Below are 17,653 nucleotides of genomic sequence, written 5' to 3' on the forward strand. Positions count from 1 at the left end.
GCCAAGGTCAAAACTGATCGTTTCTCAGATTGGAAAACTGCGCATTGCGATTCTGTAGCTTGCGCAGTGTCAGTTTGTAGACGCTGGATTTGACCTGGCTGCCCATCGGCGTTTCTTCGAGCAGGATCCGGTTCGAGGCATAGGCACAGCCCGTGCTGAGCATCTTGTACTTGAGCTGGTACAGGCCGGCATCCATCTTGGAGAACGCGAACACCGCACCGGCCGGGATGAATGCATGCCGAAAGGCATTACGGCCCACTGCATCCGTGACCTTGGCGTAAACCGCCGACTCACCGCCCGTATTGTCGATAATGATCTGCGACCAGCCGTTGTCCTTGCGCAGCGGCATATCCTTCACATAACCCGCCTTCTGCGGCCATGCAGCGCCCATTGGATCGAGATCCGGTATCACGCAGTCGGGCTGTGCCGGGTCCACCAGCTTGATCGGACTCCCCACTGGCGCATCCACTGGAGCAGGCGCTGGCTTGACCCACGTGTGAGCAACCGGCAAGGCCTCGGTAGGCACGTAGGCTTTGCCTGCATCCGGGTCATATCCCATCCAGACACCGGCCCCGCAAAAAATCATGAACACCAACGCCCAGCGCAGCACGCTACGCCGACGTTTACGGCCTGTTGGCCTGGATGGCGGCGGGCTCGCCTGAGCCGCCCGAGGCGGCGGAGAAGCAGGCTGAGGCCTGTGGGCAGGACCTGCGGCCGCATAAGCGCTGGCAGCGCGCGCACCACTGGTCTGAAGCTGCCGACTCCGGATATAGGCTTCCCTGGCCTTCTGTTCCTCATAAGCGAGCTGCGCGTCATAAGCCGCGCGCTTTGCAGCATCTGCCAACACATCATGAGATGCATTGATAATGCACATCAGATCCGAAGCGTCGGGAGCCGGGTTTCTGTCCGGATGCAGCTGCTGCGCCAGCTTGCGATAAGCCTTCTTGATCTGTTCAGGAGAGGCATCGCGAGCGACCTTGAGCTGCTCGTAATGAGTAAGTGTTCTTTGCATATGTCTTGCAATCCATGGCGGCATGCCATTTAACAAGCTCTATATCGGCAAGATTTCCTCTTACATCAGTCTCATGTGGCCAGCGGACAGACTGAAATGCCCGGATCCTTGGATCCGGGCATTTTTGAAGCATTAGTTCAGATTAAAAATGACCACTTTCCAGACAACCCCCGACCAGCGGTTTACTGCACTACCGTAGCCAGGTCTCGATCCCTCGAATACCAACGACAATCCTTGTCTTGTCGGCTGAAAAGCCAACAACCCTTTCCGTTACTGCCAGTGGTCCGGGCCGTTGAAACCAAGCTTATGCAAGCCCCGGCAGCCCCGCAAACGGTGGCAAATGGCCGATCTCTATCCCGAGAGGAATACCAGTCCGAATGGCCACTATTCCTCAAGTACCTGATTCAAAAGGCCTACTCAAAAAGTCCGAATACCACACAAGCATCAGCCACCCGCCAAAGCGCCCAAGACAACGCCCACCCTCCTCACTTTCAACACCACCCTCCAGCCCCATCGCCCAGCAACCGGGGAAATCGCCTACGCACCGACCTCCAGCTATCCTGCATTCAGGCCATGAGCCACAAGGGTTTTCAGTTTTTTTCAACCGAATCAGACAGCTAGGCTTTACAAGCGCAACAGACTCTATATACTCGCAGCCCATTACGCCGGTATAGCTCAGTTGGTAGAGCAACTGACTTGTAATCAGTAGGTCCCGGGTTCGACTCCTGGTGCCGGCACCATACGAAGTACCAAGAAAGGCTCACCGAAAGGTGGGCCTTTTTTGTTTGTGGCGCAGTTTGTGGGAGGGAGCTTGCTCGCGACGGGGCCAGTGAAACTCTCGACCCCATCAGCCCAGACTTTCACCAGCTGTAGGACTCTTCTGAACTTCGAGGATACCCGCAGCAACCGCTTGTAGATGCCTGACGCCGCGACTACCTTCCTGCCTGTCGCGAAACCAGCGACCGGGTTTAGTCGCCCGAACATCGTCAAGCCAGAATGCGCCCCTATCCCGCGCCCGCATCCTTGAGACCGGCGTGATGTTTTATGGTGGCTATGCACGGGGCACCTTCGGGTGCGCCGGGTGCTTGACGTCCCGGTCGACTAACCCGCGCATAGCCGCCACCTTTCGTTTAGTCGCGAAACGTGATGGCTCAACCACGTCAAGGAGTCACCATGATCAGCACTACGCCACACCCACCTCGCGACATTAGCGTCGGCCTGTTCAACGTAAAGCCAGGCATCAAGATTGAAGATGCTCTGGTGCTTGCCTCTGAATATCTACTTTGCGCAGGGGCAACCGCTTACGAGACTGTGGATAACAGCACAAAGGAGTTTCGGCCATTGGCCCAGGCAGTGGTGCATCAGATAGAGGCAGCGCGGGCATTGGTTCAGGCGGCGGTGGCGGAGTTGGAAGGTAGGAAGAAGGCGGTATGAAAGTCTGTATGAGTTCGTGCCCTGTGATGGATATCTACTTTTAACAGGGTCTTCCCTTCCTAGGTGCCCTGAGGCACCTATCAGCTTGGCCATTTCTTGCGCCAACCTTCGCCCGTCTCTTTCTTCAGGAAAAAGACGGGCGCTCCTACTGCTGCAGCCCAACTCGTATGAGGCTTTGCGGCATTCCCCCTCGTAACAATCGGCGTGACAAACACCGATGTCACCAACAACAGCGCTGTAGATGATGGTGCCGCAGACCAGGGAATGGACTGCACCTGACTGACAGTCAGGCATGCCCCGGTCATCGCAGTGCTGCGCTCACCCGGCTCAGGATCTTCAGGCGCTGGTCTCGTCAGCCAGTGCTGCCTCCACCCGCCCACCGGTAACGGTGCTCAGGAGGCCAGATCATGAGATGCCCAAGCTCCCGGTCGTAAGGAGCCGCAAGTCCCGCGTTAGTGGACAACCCTCACAGGTCGCAGGGGCCTTGATCCCTGATAACACTCAACATTCTTGGCGGGATGACGTGGGGCGAGGATCGGAGAACGGAAGATGAGGTGACCGATATGGCATTGGTGGGTAGACGCGATGGCCGTAATTTCGGCTATGGCAGGCAATTGAGCTACGCAGGACCGCAAACGCTGAAAGACATGTTCGGTGGCGATCATTACGGCACTGTGAAGGCACACTGTGATCGTTGATTAGCATTCGTGAAGTGGTGCCGCTCCGAACAGGGGCCTGGTATCAATGATGCCAGGGAGATTGATCGGAAGGTGTTGGCCGATTATGCGGCGTATCTGAGCGACGTGGTTAGGCGCGGTGAGCTTGCTGTCAGCACCGCACAAAACCGGCTAACCAGCGTTAACAGAACCATGGCGGCGCTTCGCGGTGATCAGTGCGTGAAATTGTCCAGCCCGAGCAAGGCGTTGGGCATGCAGCGCACTGGCGTTCGCGAATCGGTGCCGCAAGGCCAAGACCGCGAACAGGTTCAGCAGATCGCCCATGCGCTTCGCCTCCATCATCAGCAACGGGCCGCCGCGATTGTTCTGCTTGCGCGAGCCACCGGCATGCGTTTGCGTGAGGCCATCTTGGCGGATCTGCCACGACTAAGCCGTGAGGCTAATAACCTAGGCAAGATCAATATTCAGGATGGCACCAAAGGCGGCCGCGCCGGGGCCTCAGCGCCCCGTTGGATTACGGTGAACGACCATGTCCGCGAGGCGCTTGGGTTTGCACAACAGGTTTCGCCTGCGGGTAGCCGCAACATGATTGCGCCAGACGAAAGCTATCTGAATGTTCTGCAGGGAATCATCCGCCCAGCGCGGGACACCCTGCATGCACTCAATCTCAAGGGCCTCCACGAGCTACGTGCGGCGTACGCATGTGAACGCTATGAGCAAATCACCCAACACCCCGCGCCTATCAACGGCGGCCAATGTTGCCAGGTAGATAAGACCCTTGATCGTGAGGCCCGAAGGCAAATCAGCTATGAGTTGGGCCACGGTCGGATCGATGTGGTCGCGGCCTATATTGGAGGACGCAAATGAGTAAGCCATTCGATATGGAGCTGTTCATGGCTGGCGTTCTGACTGGTTCGCACACGACACGACAACGACACCTGCGGCAGGCGAAGATTATTCAGAATGAAATTGCAGAGCGCTGGCAGCGAACGACACCCTGGGCTTGGCAGCAGAAGCATTTGGTTTGGTTTCTTGTGGCCTATCTCGGCAACTGCGATGAGCAGACGCGGTATTACTATCTGCTCACTGTCCGGCTACTCGCTCGACGCCTGAAAGCTCCATGGGTTTTCAATCTATGACTGACACCAGATCTTGGCAGTTACCCTGGCGACGCCGTGGGGCATGCCCCAGTTCTGGATGGATCCTCCCCTCAGCCACCTCAGAGCGTGGAAGCTAGAGTTTGGAACAGATGGGAAATGAGACAACGAATACCATCCCGACCTGATGCATGTGCCACTGCCCAAATGTAAACCAGAAACCACTCCGTGATGATCCGAGGGCGCTCTCCCTACAACGGCATGAATTGAGATTTTCGCGGCTCACTCCTCAGAATGATGGCCCTGTGATACCTTCATTGATCTGTAGGAATTTTCCGAGGGATAGGAGAGTCGCGTGCAAAGACCAACACGATTTCAAGTAATAGGTCTATTTGGTGGGCGTGATATTGATCTACCAATAGATTCAGATGCCTTAATATTGGTAGGACCAAATGGGATCGGCAAAAGCTGCGTAACAAATATTTTTTATTTTTTCATATCCAGACAGTGGGCTAGACTCGTTGAGTATGACTTCACAGAGGTAGCCCTATGGTTTGGCGATGAAGAAATCAGAGCAGCGCACGTAGATATCTCTGGACTTTCTCAAATGGAGAAAGTTCTGAAAGATTTCAACCCAAACTCACGGACAAGTGTTTTACTGGAAAGACTTCGCATATCGGGACTACTTGAAGATTTTATGCGAGCCAGGCCTTCAGTAAAATTACGTGAGAAGGTTGCGATCACACTAGGGGTGGCACCTGAAGAAGTCCGACAGCTCCAATACTCTATCCAACGTCGAATTTCGGCTGTTGGAGAAGAAGATCTGTTTTCCTCCCCCAGAGGCGATATTGACAAAAAAATAGCAAGTAAATTCCCTGGAAGGGCGCTTTACTTACCAACTTACCGGCGCATTGAAAAAGACCTTAGGGATATTTTCCCAGAGTTAGAGGATCGAGTCAGACCTACTGGTCACAGCTCCGGTCACTTAAGGCATTCACGCTCGGCAAGCCACTACGTCGACCTCGTCAGCTTCGGTATGGAAGATGTGAGAGCGAACATTGATGCAAAAACACGATTCTTACGCGATTACTCTCTCGCACAGTTTAATGATTTATCGGGCCTGTATCTACGCGACGTAATCAAGGGAACAGCGGATCAATATTCCCCCTCTCAAATTTCAAATTTAGACGAAAACGCTTTGGCAGTTATTCTAGGAAGGGTCAGCGAGCAAGTTCTGTCAGCCGAAGAAAAAAGCCTTTTACGTTCTAAAATCCTGGACATGAAAGGAAAACAAAGAGCGCAGCTCGAGGTTAACGATCTCTATTTAGCCCACTACTTCTCTCGACTGATGAGTGCTAGCGCTGATATTTCCCTTCAAGAAGCTGAGATAATATCTTTCGTTGAGGTCTGCAACGCATATTTGAACCCAGGCAAGCAATTAGTTTATGACGATACAAAGTTCACTGTCCAAATTATAGACAACGCTGGCCGTCCTATTGACTTAAGCATGCTTTCATCCGGAGAGAAGCAAGTAGTCTCTCTATTCTCGCATTTATACCTCGATGATACTGAGGAGCAAATAGTAATAATAGATGAACCCGAGCTATCTTTGTCAGTACCATGGCAAAAAAGATTCCTCACCGACATATTGAACTCAGGGCGATGCGGATTCGTCTTCTCGGTAACGCACAGTCCGTTTATTTATCAAAACGGCCTGCGTACTTCGGCAGTAGATTTGCGTCTAAAAACTTCGAGCTCCGCTGAGATTGGATGACATGGAAGATTACGCCGCTTATCTCGCAGAAGAAGCCAAGTCGGACATCGCAGCAATGCATCAATTCAGGATTTTATACGACCCTGCGCAAGGAGCTTATCATTTCTTCTTTGAGGGAGAAGAAGACAGTTTATTTTATATGCCGGAGGCAAGGCGGCGCATTTCACAGAAAGAAGCCCACATATATGATTGCGGCGGAAAGAAGAATGTAATAGAGGTTAGAGATGCTATTAAGGCTGACGGCTATCAGCTTGATGGGTGTCTTTTCTTTGTTGATAGGGACTATGATGACCTACTAGGCACTCAGATAGGAGTGGATCAGTATACCTATCTTACAGACAATTATTCCGTAGAGAATGACCTATCATCAATAAGCGCAGCTCGCATATTACTCATGGATGTATTACGCCTATCTCGCGCCGATCCTGAATTCGCAAGAATTGAAAGCCGTATCCTCTCATCTTATCAATTATTTTATAAAGAGATCCGTTCTCTTGTGAGCTGGATTCTCGCGGCAAAAGAAGAGAGCTGCAAGCCGAATCTAAGGAATACCAACGGTTTAAAAGGTATTGTCTCAATGATTAACGGCGCCCCCACCCTAACAAGAAGTGGTTTTATAGAGTTCAAGAAGAAAGTTTCATCGGGTGAAAAACTACCTAATTTGGCCACAGTGATCAGGTGGCGGCGCAAGCTAGACTTGGCCAACGCGGGCCAATGGGCTCGCGGAAAGTATGATTTATGGTTCTTCCACACGATCTTACTTGTAGCTCTGGAAGAAGCGAACCTACGCCGAGCAGCAGCAGGAGGTAGAGCAATATCAATTCCTGCATCGCTTAAAGAGGGGCGTTTTTTTGAAATCCTGGGCGGCAGAATAACACCCCCTGCATCTTTGCAAACTTTCTACACAGCTCGCTTGCACTAGTAGCCTCAATTTTATGCGGACATGTTACAAATGTCCGCTTTTGGCTTTCCACTTATTCCATCTACACAAAATCTGACCAACTTAAGGATATTTTTAGAGATACAGGACTTTTATCGCACTAAAAAACCTATGAAAAACATAGTGTTATGAGAAATTTCGACTCCTGGTGCCCATACGAAGTACCAAGAAAGGCTCACCGAAAGGTGGGCCTTTTTTGTTTGTGTGCAGTTTGTGGGAGGGAGCTTACTCGCGACGGGGCCAGTGAAGCTCTCGACCCCATCAGCCCAGACTTCCACCAGTTGTAGGACTCTTCTGAACTTCGAGGATACCCGCAGCAACCGCTTGTAGATGCCTGACGCCGCGACTACCTTCCTGCCTGTCGCGAAACCAGGACCGAGTCCTTGAAACCGGCATGATGCTCTATGGTGGCTGTGCATGGGGCACATTCGTGTGCGCCAGGTTCCTTGATTCCTGGTCTGTCAACCCGCGTACAGTCGCCGCCCATTCTGATTGACAGCAGAAGGTGTCGGCTGCGGCAATTCATTTTCATGCACATGCATAGGGAGGGGCTGTTCTATTAAAAAATTTGCTTTTGTGAATGAAGCCGCAGCGCGCGAGTACAAGGATCTGCCGGAATGGGTACAAGATGAGTTCGGCAAGGATCTGAGGCGCATTCAGTATGGCGCTGAGCCAGCACTTGCTATCAAACACTTAACGAACTCTGTTGGTCCTGGCGCAGTGGAGCTGATTATCAACGGGAGCCCAGCCTTTCGATGCGTCTACATCGTCAAGTATGAGGATACTGTGATTGTGCTCCACTCATTTGTGAAGACCACAAACGGTACAGATCAACAGGCGATGAAAGTAGCAGAGCAGAGGCTTACGGATTTCAAAATTGAGCTCCGTAAGCAAGGAATCAAATGCTAGAACGCTGGGAAATCACGATCTTAGCTTCATCACCCGCAACTTCGCTGGGTAGGGTGAAATTGATCTGAAAGCCTAATTTATCGAGCATGTCCATCATGGCGTCGATTGTGAATTTTTCTATTTTTCCCGTAGCTAGCTCTGAAACACGGGATTGAGCAACGTTTAGCCTCTCAGCGGCCTCACTCTGTTTGAGGCCCATTTTTTTGATGCAATCTGTGATGAAAATGGACAGATCCATTTTCACCGCCATTTTGCTTGCCGTTTCGGCATCGTGCGTTGCGTGGAACGGGCTATCAAAGAACTGGAGTGCCATTTTTCCTTTACCCTCGCATCGGGGGGATTATCTATAATTTACGATAATCAGGTTAGCCACAGGTCAATTTTGATGCAACCGTTATTTACGGTCAGCGTACAGTCGCCACCCTTCAGATTGGCAGCAGAGGGTGGCAGCCCAACCAATCAGGAAACAACAACCCTCTCAACCTTGGCCTCATCAATTGCATCAACCGCAGCAGCACTCGTACCCGCCGACTTCCGTTTCCGTGCATCGCGAAGCTGCATCCAGAGCAGGCTTGCGGCGAGGGAGGCGGCAACGGTGAGGGTCAGCCACAACACGATCAGCAGGTTGAAGGAAACGCCATTGTTCAGTTCGCGGAAGATGCCGAGTGCAAATGCGGTGTACCAGGAGATCGCGGACAGAGCGCCTGAAACCAGGAATATGGCGATACGGCTACGCGAAACGCCATCGAGGATCGGTCGGCTCATGTCGCGCAACACGACGGGCAATACGAAGACATGGATAAGCATGCCATTGAGTGTCAGGGCCGAGACGATGCATATCTTTGCCCAGAGTTTTGGGTTGCCGAGCTTTTCCGGGGATTCAAGGCTGTAGAGGGCGAGAAACCCAAGGCCGGAAAGCCAAAGAAGGCCAAGGCCTATGGCGACCACGGTGCTGATGAAGGTGAAAGTGCTCTTTATTTCAGCCGGCAAACTGCCCTTGCGCATCCAGCGAAGGATCCAGTAATCCAGCATGGTCGCGCCGCCCAGGCCGAAGCACAGGCCAAGAAGGTGAAGGCCCACCAGAACCGTCAGTACGCGCACGTGCGGGAGCGGGTCCGGTAAGTCGATCCGCAGTTCACGTGTGTCTGCCAGAGCGGGCTCAGAGACAATTATTGCCAATGTGGCAGCCATTAAAGGCATGACTAAATCAAGCGGGCGAGCAGTTCGTTTATGCATTGTCATTACCCCGGCCAAGCAGACCTTATCCGTAAGAAAACCAAATCCTTGCCGAAGAATAATGAATAGCAGCTAAAAGAATAATTAAAATTCTATATTGTTGAGTTTGAAAAATATTACTTGATTTTTATTGCCGACAAATGAGTAATTGGAAGTTTTTTACTTTTTCTTCACAAACTATCGATACCGAAATATTTTCTTACAAATCCTGTATCAATCTTTAGCTTTTTACCCATACTTACTCTGACGTAAGTACTTTAAATCTTCTGAAAACAAATTAACAGTTTCATTTTTCAAATGTCCTGAATTTCCGATTGGGCATGGCCACCCTGCTTGCTTGCTGGCGACGCAGGCGGGCATGGGTGCGGCCATCCCATAAATGACTGTGTGCAGAGGAAACCTTTGCGCCGGGAGCGGCATATGACCGCATTCATATAAATCCGTTCGCGGCTACCGCATGTGTAAAGATTTTTATCACTTACATCAATTATGAAGGCTTTTATAACGATTGTTATCTAGCCTCTTCAAACCTCTGCCAGATCAAGCAGCACCCGAGAGAATCGGGTCGGGCAAGTCGAAGAAACGACAGCCTGAAGTTTCAATTGATTCACAAGGCACGCTACGAGTGATGCAAAACTTCCAGCAAACCGACGAAAAGCGGAATAACTGGCGTTTAATGATGTGAATAATGAATTAACAGGCACTTGGGAGTCAGCCATTCGCGTCCTCCCGGATGCGTATCCCAGTGCTGCTGAAGATCCGTCGCAATGCCAAATGGGTGCTGGAAACCCCACCTCTTCACATGCCTGACAGATCAATACGCTGCCGCGCCCGAGCTTTGCCATGTAGCCGAGCAGGTAGAGGGCGTGGACAAAAACCGTATCCAAACCATGATCACTGATACCCATTCAGCATCACCGAAATATTAAGAAACATTCCCTGCGACCGATATAGCGTTATTACTCCAATCGTCTTGGCTCTCACGAGAATACAAAAATGTCGTTACGGAACCTGGGTATCGCATCAAGGGCCACTCTGGGGTTTGCGCTGATCGCTCTGATCGTGGTGCTGCTCGGGCTGTTGAGCTTGCAGAAATTGCAGTCGTTGAATAAATCGAGCAGTGATATCGGCAAGATCTGGCTAACCAGTACACGCTTGCTCGGCGAGATGGCTGACACCACGACTCGCTTTCGTACCATGTCATATTTCATCCTGGTCAATCGCTCCAAGGCTGATGTCGACAAGGCCGAGGCTCGGCTCAATACGCTGACGCAAAAGGCCAATCAGATTGCAGACAGCTACACATCGTTGATCAGCTCCCCGGAAGAAGCTGAGACGTTCAAGCAGTTCAAGGGTGCCTTGCAAAGTTATCTGCAAGCGCAAGACCGCCTGCGCAAGATTTCGTTGGCGGGTGAAACCGATCAGATCAATGGCTTGATTGTCGGCGATCTGAAGGTCTACTCGGACCAGATGGCACCGCTCCTCGAAAAACTGATTGCCTTGAATACCGCCGGCGCCAACACGGCCGTGGAAGATGCCAGTAATCAGTACCAGAATTCTCGCTTCATCATTGCCGGGGTGATTATCGCAGCAGCCTTGCTGACGGCTCTGCTGGCGGTGTTGCTGACTCGCAGTATCGTGCGTCCGCTCAAGGATGCAGTCCAGGTGGCGGAAGATGTGGCTGCGGGCGACCTGAGCAAAGACGTTGTAGTGCAAGGCAACGACGAGATCTCGCGCTTGCAGCAGGCCTTGAGCGGGATGCAGCTCAATCTGCGCAAGACCATCCAGCAGATTTCCGGGTCAGCCACACAACTGGCGTCTGCGGCAGAGGAGCTGGATGCCGTGACCAATGAGAGCAGCCGCGGGCTTCAGCAGCAGAATAACGAGATCGAGCAGGCAGCCACCGCGGTCAATGAAATGACGGCGGCAGTTGAGGAAGTGGCGCGTAATGCGGTGTCGACCTCCGAGGCTTCGCGGCTTTCCAGTCATTCGGCGCTGGAAGGACGTAACCGGGTCAGTGAAACCCTGTCATCCATTCAACAAATGACACGGGATGTGGCGGTGACGTCCGATCAGGTCCGTTCGCTGGCTCAGCAATCCCAAGCGATTGGCAAAGTGCTGGATGTGATTCAGGCCATTGCGCAGCAAACCAACCTGCTGGCTCTGAACGCGGCCATCGAGGCTGCGCGTGCCGGTGAGGCAGGCCGTGGGTTTGCGGTAGTGGCCGATGAGGTTCGGGCACTGGCGCATCGTACCCAGACATCGGCTCAGGAAATCGAAGTCATGGTGGGCGGCATCCAGAACGATACCGAACAGGCTGTGATATCGATGCAGAACAGCAGTTCCAAGGCCGAAGCGACTCTGGATGTTGCCCAAAGCGCGGGGCAGGCGCTGGAAGAAATCACCAAGGCCATCAATGAAATTTCCGAACGCAACCTGGTCATTGCCAGTGCCGCCGAGGAGCAGGCACAAGTGGCGCGTGAGGTTGATCGCAACCTGGTGAACATTCGCGACCTCTCGTTGCAGAGCACGACCGGTGCCGATCAAACCACCACTGCCAGCCATGAGCTGTCACGCCTGGCAGTGGATCTGAACAAGATGGTGACCCGCTTCAAGGTTTCATGAAGCGTCAGGGGATGAGGATGACCTTCTCTCCCCTGCCCTCGTTCACTTCGGCATAACGCGCCAGCCCTTCGCTCAAGGGCGACTCAAGCAACCCGCTCGGCAATTCCAGCAACCCTTGATCGAAGAACTGCCCGAACTGGTTGAGCATCCCGGCACAGGCCTGGCAGTCGTAGAGCAGCGAGTTGATGCCGACCACTGAACCGCCCTTGCGATACAGCGCCAGGGCTGGCAGTTGCACATGCCCGTCGACAGGCGCGGCGATGATTGCGATGCGGCCGAAGGTGGCCAGCGCCGGTACGGCAGCGGGCAACCAGAAGCCGGTGGTGTCGAAGATCACGTCTGCGCCACCCTTGAAGGTTTCGTTGACCTGGCTGACCAGGCCTTGCGGCGTGTCGAGCAGAATCCCGTCGAAACCTGCGGCTTGCAGGTTTTCCAGATGCTCGGGACGACGCACCGCACCCAGCACCTGAGCGCCAAGTATCTTGCCCAGTGCCATGGCCGCGCTGCCGACCGCGCCGTTCGCTCCAATCACCAGCAAACTGGTATCGCGCGCCACAAGGCTGCGTTGCAGTGCGTCCCATGCGGTGGTGTAAGGCACGCCGAGGCTGGCGGCCTGAACAAAGCTCAGGGCCTTGGGTTTCAAGGCAACGCCTTGGGCGGGCAAGGTCAGAAACTCGGCGTGGGAGCCATCCCGAAAAAATCCCGGTTCCTTGCCGGTTCCCCAGACTTCCTGGCCCAGCAGCGCTTGAGGGCCTTCGATAACCACTCCGGCGAAGTCGCGTCCCGGGATACGTGGCAGTGTGGTGTAGGGGAAACGTCCCAGTACGTTCTTCACATCGCTGGGGTTCAGGCCTGCGGCTTTCACCTGGATCAGGACTTCGCCTTCACCGGCTACGGGCTTGGGCAGTTCGACGAACTCCAGGGCCGCGAGGTCGCCGGTTCGGGAAAATTGCAGGGCTTTCATGGGTGTCTCCGCTCAAACGTATGGAATGCGCAGAGTGTAGGGAAAGGTTGAGGGGGCTATCGGCCAAGGGCTTCTGGCTATCGGTCAGGTAGACATATTTATGTCTTTCATAGAATCGCGCTTACAGATAGCGCGAAGGTGCCATGCCCAGCTCGCGACGGAACATGTCGCTGAAGCTGCTGGGTGTATAGCCCAGGGACCGAGCGATACGGCTGACCGGCACACCCTGAATGATTTCCGCCACGGAGGTCGCCAGTTGCACTTGTCTGCGCCATTCAGCGAAGCCCATGCCCAGCACGCCTTGAAACAGACGGGCCAGAGTCCGGACGCTGGCACCAGCGTTTGCAGCGTGTTGCTCGAACGGGATATCCAGCGATGGTTCGCTCATGACTGCCTGGCAGATATTCATAAGACGCCGGTCGGAGCCGTCGGGCATCGGGACTTTCAATAGTGATCGCTTGGCTCGCTTGAGTTCCAGCAAGGCCAGATTGACGAGCGCATCGTAGTAGTGCGGCTCACGATCACGATCCAGTGCGACGAGACTGAGGATAAGCTCACGCAACAAACCTCCGGCCTCGAAAACCTGGACCGTACTGTCCAGTGTCCGGGCCAGGGCCGGTTGCAGGTAGAGGGTGCGCATTTCCAGTTCGGACACCACGCGGATGCCATGCTCGACACCCGGCGGTAACCACACAGCCCGCTGTGGCGGTACGACCAGCGCTTCCAGCGGTGTCTCGACCCACATCACCCCGGACATCGCATACAGCACCTGACCCCATACATGTTGATGCGGCTCGGTGTAATGCCCACGTGGATAGGTGCGCGCCAGAGGTTGCACGGGAATGTCGGTATCGGTGAGGTCGGGAGGTACGGCGAGGGCCATGGGCTTGACCGGCTGGTGCGGGAGTCGGTGCATGGTAGCCGACAATGTTGATCGGCCCCCCATAAAAAATGCCCCGATCCAGAGACCGGGGCATTTTCAGACAGCGGTTACACAATCACGTCATTAGAAAACGTTGATTGGGTAGTCGACGAAGATACGAACTTCGTTACCTTCGCTGTTGTAAGCCTGAGCGTCAGCGGAAACACGCAGGATCGAGCTACGCAGGCGAACGGACAAGTCCTTGGCCGGGCCGCCTTGTACAACGTAGGTCAGCTGGTTGAAGAACTCACGCTCTGTACCATTGCCGCTACCAACGGTGCCGTCGTCGATGTTGTCACCGCGAACGTAGGCAGTCTTGTAGCTCAGACCTGGAGTGATCAGGCTGGACAGGTCGACGCCGTAGGCAACTTGCCACGAACGCTCGTCCTTGCCGTTGAAGTCAGACCAGTAGGAGTTGGCCAGGTAGATGGTGTTGCCGCCATCACCGAAACCACCGGCATTTTTATAGCCGCCGTAGTTGTAGGCAGTCTCGCCGCTGCTGCGTTGGTGAGCCAGGGTGAAGGAGTGAATACCCACTGCCCAGGTCGCCGCCAGGCTCCAGATCTTGTTGTCACGTGCGCCAGCGGCTGCAGCAGCCGAGTAGTCCTTGTCCAGCTTGGTCTTGTAGCCGTTGAAGTCCAGAGTCAGAGACTGGTCTTGTGGCAGAGCGAAGACGTAGTTCAGGTTCAGGTACTGCTTCTTGAAGACATCTTCGTTGTCGGAAGCATAAGCCGCAGCGCTGAACGCGTCAGTGAACTTGTAGCTACCACCGAACACGTTGATGCTCTTCAAGCCACCGCTGTCACGACCTTCAGCACTCTTGCGAGCTTCCTGAGTGAAACGGCCAGCAACGACTTCCAGACCCTCGATCTCTTTGGAAGTGATCATGGTGCCGGTGTAACTTTCTGGTAACAGGCGCGAGTTATCGTAGCTCAGCACTGGCAGCTGAGGCATTTGATCGCCGTACTTGAGCACAGTGTTGGAAACGCGGAATTTTACCGCTGCGCCAGCACGTGTCAGGTTGTGGTTCGATGAGGTAGGAATATTGTTGCCATTGGCGTCAACGCCATCGCTACCTGGTTTGAAGAAGTCGATACCGCCAGCGCCGCTACGACCGTTACCACCGTCCAGACGCAGGCCGTACAGGCCGAATGCATCAACGCCCACACCCACTGTGCCCTGGGTGAAGCCGGACGTGAAGTTACCGATGAATGCCTGGCCCCATTCAGCCTTGTCTTGCTGCCTGTTCTTGTAATCGCGGTTGATGTAAGCGTTGCGCAGATTGATGGTCAAGTGGCTGTCGTCAATGAAGCCCTTGGATTCTGCTTGCCCCTGCGCCATTGCCTGGCTGGCGCTGATAATGCCCAGAGCGAGCAAACCGATACGTTTATTAAACATCTTATTTTCCTTCATTACGGATTTACACGCGCCGTGGCGGCTTCCCTAAGGTTGACCGTGGATTCTAACTTTGGGCAAAAGTATAGAGACCGAACGAAATCATCGCAGTGGACTACAGATGGACGTACATGGCTTATAGCCACAAGCGGTGGGACGTGAATCCTAGTCCCAAGGCTTGAGGGGTGTCAAACACGGAGATGGCCGCTGTGCGAGGGCCCACACAATAGTCAATCTTTTAGCACGCCTAGCAGAGCTTCCAGTTCTGCATCATTAAACAGGCCGGCTGGATATCGCTGCAAAAGCATTGCACGCACATCCGGTCGGGGTTTCGGGAGTTTGGTCGTCCTTAACCAATCCGCCATCATCTGACGAGCCTCGTTACTAGCAGACAAACCACGAGCATGATGCTGGTTGATACCTGCGTTCATAATGACAACCTCTTGAGCCATGAGGGGCTAAATCTACGGACGCTTTGTGACAGAAAAACGAAAAAAACCTCCCGTTATTTACCCGCCGTCGGGCCAGCCTCAAGGTAATTGCTACAAAGCGTTACCCAAAAAAAAGCCCATCGGTGGATGGGCTTAGTGCAGCAAAAAAAGGACCATTTGCCAGTTACGCATGTAAGCAAATGTTACCGAATTGATTTCCGGGGCGCAGGCTGCTGCTGCGTCAGGCAGTGAATATTGCCTCCACCCAGCAGCAATTCACGGCCAGGAGCCATTACCACTTCATGCTCCGGGAAAAGCCGTTGCAGGATTTCACGGGCCTTTTCGTCCATCGGGTCGTCGAAACTCGGTGCAATGATGCCGCCGTTGACGATCAGGAAGTTCACATAAGAGCCTGCCAAACGCACCGAAGGGTCGCGTTCCTGACTACCGTGCACCTTATCAACGCCTGCGCATTCTTCTTCGGTCGCGAACAAAGGACCGGGAATGGGCATTTTATGAACGATGATTTCGCGGCCTCTGGCATCCCGAGTGTTTTCCAAAATACTCAACGCTGAGTGACAACGTGTGTAGTTGGGGTCTTTGGGATCATCGGTCCAGGCCAGCAAAACTTCACCGGGACGCACATAGCAACAGAAGTTATCCACATGCCCGTCGGTTTCGTCGTTGAACAGGCCGTCTGGCAACCAGATAACCTTGTCCACCGCCAGGTTATCGCTGAGTACCGCCTCGATCTGCTCCCGGGAAAGGTGCGGGTTACGGTTGCGATTGAGCAGGCATTCTTCAGTGGTAATCAGCGTGCCTTCGCCATCGACATGGATCGAGCCGCCTTCCAGCACGAAACCTTCGGTCACGTAACGCGGGCAACGCTCGATTTCCAGGACCTTGCTCGCCAGTTGCGAGTCCAGATTCCACGGTGAATACAGGCCACCGTCAAAACCGCCCCAGGCATTGAAGTCCCAGTCCACGCCGCGCACTTCGCCTTGGTCATTGATGACGAAGGTCGGGCCGGTATCACGCACCCAGGCATCGTTGTTGCTGATTTCAACCACGCGAATGTTGGGCATGTCGAGGTGCGCACGAGCGTTGTCATACTGGCTGGCCGAAACCGCGACCGTGACCGGCTCGAAACGGGCAATCGCCTTGGCGATGGCGACGTGTGCAGCCTGCGCGGGCTTGCCGCCCAGGCGCCAGTTATCAGGACGCTCAGGCCAGACCATCCAGACCTGACTCTGAGGCGCCCATTCAGCGGGCATGTGGAAGCCGTCAGCGCGCGGCGTGCTCTTGAGCGTCGTCATGGCGATCAGGACTCCAGCGAGCCGTCGAGGGTCTTGATCGCGCCGTACAGGTTCGGGCGGCGGTCACGGAAAGAACCCCAGGCGCTACGAATGTGCTCCAGTTCGTCCAAGTCGAAGGTGTGGACCAGCACGCCTTCTTCGGTTTCGTCGAGTTCAGCGACTTTCTCACCGAACTGGTTGGCAATGAACGACGAGCCGTAGAAGGTGATGTCGTAACCGTCCTGCTCTTCGTTGCCGATGCGGTTGCTGGCAATCAGCGGCATCAGGTTGGCGCCGGCATGGCCTTGTTGCACACGCTGCCAGTGATCGCGGGAGCTGATGGTCTTGTCATGCGGCTCGCTGCCGATGGCGGTCGGGTAGAACAGGATTTCCGCGCCTTGCAACGCCATGCTGCGGGCGCACTCCGGGAACCACTGGTCCCAGCAGATGCCCACGCCGATTTTCGCGTAACGGGTCTGCCAGACCTTGAAGCCGGTATCGCCCGGGTTGAAGTAATACTTTTCGTGATAACCGGGACCGTCCGGGATATGGCTCTTGCGGTAGATGCCCAGGTTGGTGCCGTCCGCATCGATGATCGCGATGGTGTTGAAGCGCGCACGCCCGGCCAGCTCGAAGAAGCTGATGGGCAGGACGACTTGCAGCTCCTTGGCGATCTTCTGGAAGTGCTTGATGGCAACGTTGGATTCCACGCTGGTCGCCAACTGCAGATAGTCCGGGTTAGGCTTCTGGCAGAAGTACGGCATCTCGAACAGTTCCTGGATCAGGATGATCTGCGCACCCTTGGCCGCAGCCTCACGCACCAGCTTCTCGGCGGTTTCGATATTGGCTTCCAGATCCCAGGAACAAGCCATCTGGGTGGCGGCGACGGTGACGATACGGCTCATGGAAATGCCTCCTGGGCGGGCTCATGACAATCATGGA

At 54.2% G+C, this 17,653-nt stretch carries 16 protein-coding genes, 1 tRNA gene and 1 pseudogene; 8 read left to right on the top strand and 10 right to left on the bottom strand.

Annotation, left to right across the window (positions count from 1 at the left end; all coding sequences use genetic code 11):
- Positions 1-7: 7 nt before the first annotated feature.
- Positions 8-1,012 carry a J domain-containing protein gene (locus tag ACODS3_RS06470; RefSeq protein ID WP_489033810.1) on the bottom strand — a complete coding sequence of 335 codons (1,005 nt, stop codon included), beginning with the start codon at positions 1,010-1,012 and terminating at the stop codon, positions 8-10.
- A gap of 664 nt (positions 1,013-1,676) precedes the next feature.
- Between ACODS3_RS06470 and ACODS3_RS06475 the strand changes: the two genes are divergently transcribed.
- From ACODS3_RS06475 to ACODS3_RS06505, 7 genes and pseudogenes are all read left to right on the top strand, one after another.
- Positions 1,677-1,752, top strand: a tRNA-Thr gene (locus ACODS3_RS06475).
- A 433-nt stretch (positions 1,753-2,185) separates the two neighbouring features.
- A complete protein-coding gene (locus tag ACODS3_RS06480) occupies positions 2,186-2,446 on the top strand; it encodes a DUF6124 family protein (protein WP_201004158.1) in 261 nt (86 codons plus the stop codon).
- 563 nt (positions 2,447-3,009) lie between these two features.
- Positions 3,010-3,990, top strand: a pseudogene (locus tag ACODS3_RS06485) (integrase domain-containing protein).
- Positions 3,987-4,262: a hypothetical protein gene (locus ACODS3_RS06490; protein ID WP_489033812.1), complete on the top strand. Its 276-nt coding sequence runs from the start codon at positions 3,987-3,989 to the stop codon at positions 4,260-4,262. The pseudogene ACODS3_RS06485 and the gene ACODS3_RS06490 overlap by 4 nt, the downstream one beginning before the upstream one ends.
- A 313-nt stretch (positions 4,263-4,575) precedes the next feature.
- Positions 4,576-5,994 carry an AAA family ATPase gene (locus ACODS3_RS06495; RefSeq protein WP_489033814.1) on the top strand — a complete coding sequence of 473 codons (1,419 nt, stop codon included), beginning with the start codon at positions 4,576-4,578 and terminating at the stop codon, positions 5,992-5,994.
- A gap of 1 nt (position 5,995) precedes the next feature.
- Complete coding sequence (locus ACODS3_RS06500) at positions 5,996-6,916, top strand: DUF4435 domain-containing protein (RefSeq protein WP_489033815.1); 921 nt, start codon at positions 5,996-5,998, stop codon at positions 6,914-6,916.
- A gap of 576 nt (positions 6,917-7,492) precedes the next feature.
- The gene (locus tag ACODS3_RS06505; RefSeq protein WP_489033834.1) at positions 7,493-7,843 is read left to right on the top strand and encodes a type II toxin-antitoxin system RelE/ParE family toxin; all 351 of its coding nucleotides are present in this window, start codon (positions 7,493-7,495) and stop codon (positions 7,841-7,843) included.
- Here ACODS3_RS06505 and ACODS3_RS06510 read toward each other — a convergent pair.
- From ACODS3_RS06510 to ACODS3_RS06520, 3 genes are all read right to left on the bottom strand, one after another.
- Entirely contained in the window at positions 7,833-8,156 is a 324-nt protein-coding gene (locus ACODS3_RS06510; protein ID WP_489033816.1) for a helix-turn-helix domain-containing protein, read from the bottom strand. The two genes, ACODS3_RS06505 and ACODS3_RS06510, sit on opposite strands and share 11 nt — an antisense overlap.
- Before the next feature lie 146 nt (positions 8,157-8,302).
- A complete protein-coding gene (locus tag ACODS3_RS06515; protein ID WP_489033817.1) occupies positions 8,303-9,097 on the bottom strand; it encodes a hypothetical protein in 795 nt (264 codons plus the stop codon).
- 506 nt (positions 9,098-9,603) lie between these two features.
- Positions 9,604-9,987 carry a hypothetical protein gene (locus ACODS3_RS06520; protein WP_489033818.1) on the bottom strand — a complete coding sequence of 128 codons (384 nt, stop codon included), beginning with the start codon at positions 9,985-9,987 and terminating at the stop codon, positions 9,604-9,606.
- Positions 9,988-10,075: 88 nt separating this feature from the next.
- Here ACODS3_RS06520 and ACODS3_RS06525 point away from each other — a divergent pair, with 88 nt between their 5' ends.
- Positions 10,076-11,704, top strand: a complete 1,629-nt coding sequence (locus tag ACODS3_RS06525) for a methyl-accepting chemotaxis protein (protein ID WP_489033819.1) — start codon at positions 10,076-10,078, stop codon at positions 11,702-11,704.
- Positions 11,705-11,708: 4 nt separating this feature from the next.
- On the opposite strand, the gene ACODS3_RS06530 is transcribed toward ACODS3_RS06525, so the two are convergent.
- The 6 genes from ACODS3_RS06530 to aguB all read right to left on the bottom strand — a co-directional run bounded on the left by ACODS3_RS06530 (position 11,709) and on the right by aguB (position 17,616).
- Positions 11,709-12,668, bottom strand: a complete 960-nt coding sequence (locus ACODS3_RS06530) for a quinone oxidoreductase family protein (RefSeq protein ID WP_489033820.1) — start codon at positions 12,666-12,668, stop codon at positions 11,709-11,711.
- A 121-nt stretch (positions 12,669-12,789) separates the two neighbouring features.
- Positions 12,790-13,551: an AraC family transcriptional regulator gene (locus ACODS3_RS06535; protein WP_201004266.1), complete on the bottom strand. Its 762-nt coding sequence runs from the start codon at positions 13,549-13,551 to the stop codon at positions 12,790-12,792.
- A 123-nt stretch (positions 13,552-13,674) separates the two neighbouring features.
- The gene (locus ACODS3_RS06540) at positions 13,675-14,988 is read right to left on the bottom strand and encodes an OprD family porin (RefSeq protein WP_489033821.1); all 1,314 of its coding nucleotides are present in this window, start codon (positions 14,986-14,988) and stop codon (positions 13,675-13,677) included.
- 227 nt (positions 14,989-15,215) lie between these two features.
- The gene (locus tag ACODS3_RS06545) at positions 15,216-15,416 is read right to left on the bottom strand and encodes a hypothetical protein (protein ID WP_201004183.1); all 201 of its coding nucleotides are present in this window, start codon (positions 15,414-15,416) and stop codon (positions 15,216-15,218) included.
- A 203-nt stretch (positions 15,417-15,619) separates the two neighbouring features.
- A complete protein-coding gene (gene aguA, locus ACODS3_RS06550; RefSeq protein ID WP_201019007.1) occupies positions 15,620-16,732 on the bottom strand; it encodes an agmatine deiminase in 1,113 nt (370 codons plus the stop codon).
- A 5-nt stretch (positions 16,733-16,737) separates the two neighbouring features.
- Positions 16,738-17,616 (bottom strand): N-carbamoylputrescine amidase, encoded by an 879-nt coding sequence (gene aguB / locus ACODS3_RS06555; RefSeq protein ID WP_201019008.1) that lies wholly within the window; start codon positions 17,614-17,616, stop codon positions 16,738-16,740.
- Positions 17,617-17,653: the final 37 nt, after the last annotated feature.

This window comes from Pseudomonas sp. FG43 (assembly GCF_057809175.1).

Coding starts and splice junctions, on each gene's coding strand:
- ACODS3_RS06535 (WP_201004266.1), bottom strand. CDS start 13,551: ATGGCCCTCGCCGTACCTCCCGACCTCACCGATACCGACATTCCCGTG.
- ACODS3_RS06480 (WP_201004158.1), top strand. CDS start 2,186: ATGATCAGCACTACGCCACACCCACCTCGCGACATTAGCGTCGGCCTG.
- ACODS3_RS06530 (WP_489033820.1), bottom strand. CDS start 12,668: ATGAAAGCCCTGCAATTTTCCCGAACCGGCGACCTCGCGGCCCTGGAG.
- ACODS3_RS06500 (WP_489033815.1), top strand. CDS start 5,996: ATGGAAGATTACGCCGCTTATCTCGCAGAAGAAGCCAAGTCGGACATC.
- ACODS3_RS06525 (WP_489033819.1), top strand. CDS start 10,076: ATGTCGTTACGGAACCTGGGTATCGCATCAAGGGCCACTCTGGGGTTT.
- aguA (WP_201019007.1), bottom strand. CDS start 16,732: ATGACGACGCTCAAGAGCACGCCGCGCGCTGACGGCTTCCACATGCCC.
- aguB (WP_201019008.1), bottom strand. CDS start 17,616: ATGAGCCGTATCGTCACCGTCGCCGCCACCCAGATGGCTTGTTCCTGG.
- ACODS3_RS06545 (WP_201004183.1), bottom strand. CDS start 15,416: ATGAACGCAGGTATCAACCAGCATCATGCTCGTGGTTTGTCTGCTAGT.
- ACODS3_RS06520 (WP_489033818.1), bottom strand. CDS start 9,987: ATGGGTATCAGTGATCATGGTTTGGATACGGTTTTTGTCCACGCCCTC.
- ACODS3_RS06540 (WP_489033821.1), bottom strand. CDS start 14,988: ATGTTTAATAAACGTATCGGTTTGCTCGCTCTGGGCATTATCAGCGCC.
- ACODS3_RS06510 (WP_489033816.1), bottom strand. CDS start 8,156: ATGGCACTCCAGTTCTTTGATAGCCCGTTCCACGCAACGCACGATGCC.
- ACODS3_RS06470 (WP_489033810.1), bottom strand. CDS start 1,012: ATGCAAAGAACACTTACTCATTACGAGCAGCTCAAGGTCGCTCGCGAT.
- ACODS3_RS06490 (WP_489033812.1), top strand. CDS start 3,987: ATGAGTAAGCCATTCGATATGGAGCTGTTCATGGCTGGCGTTCTGACT.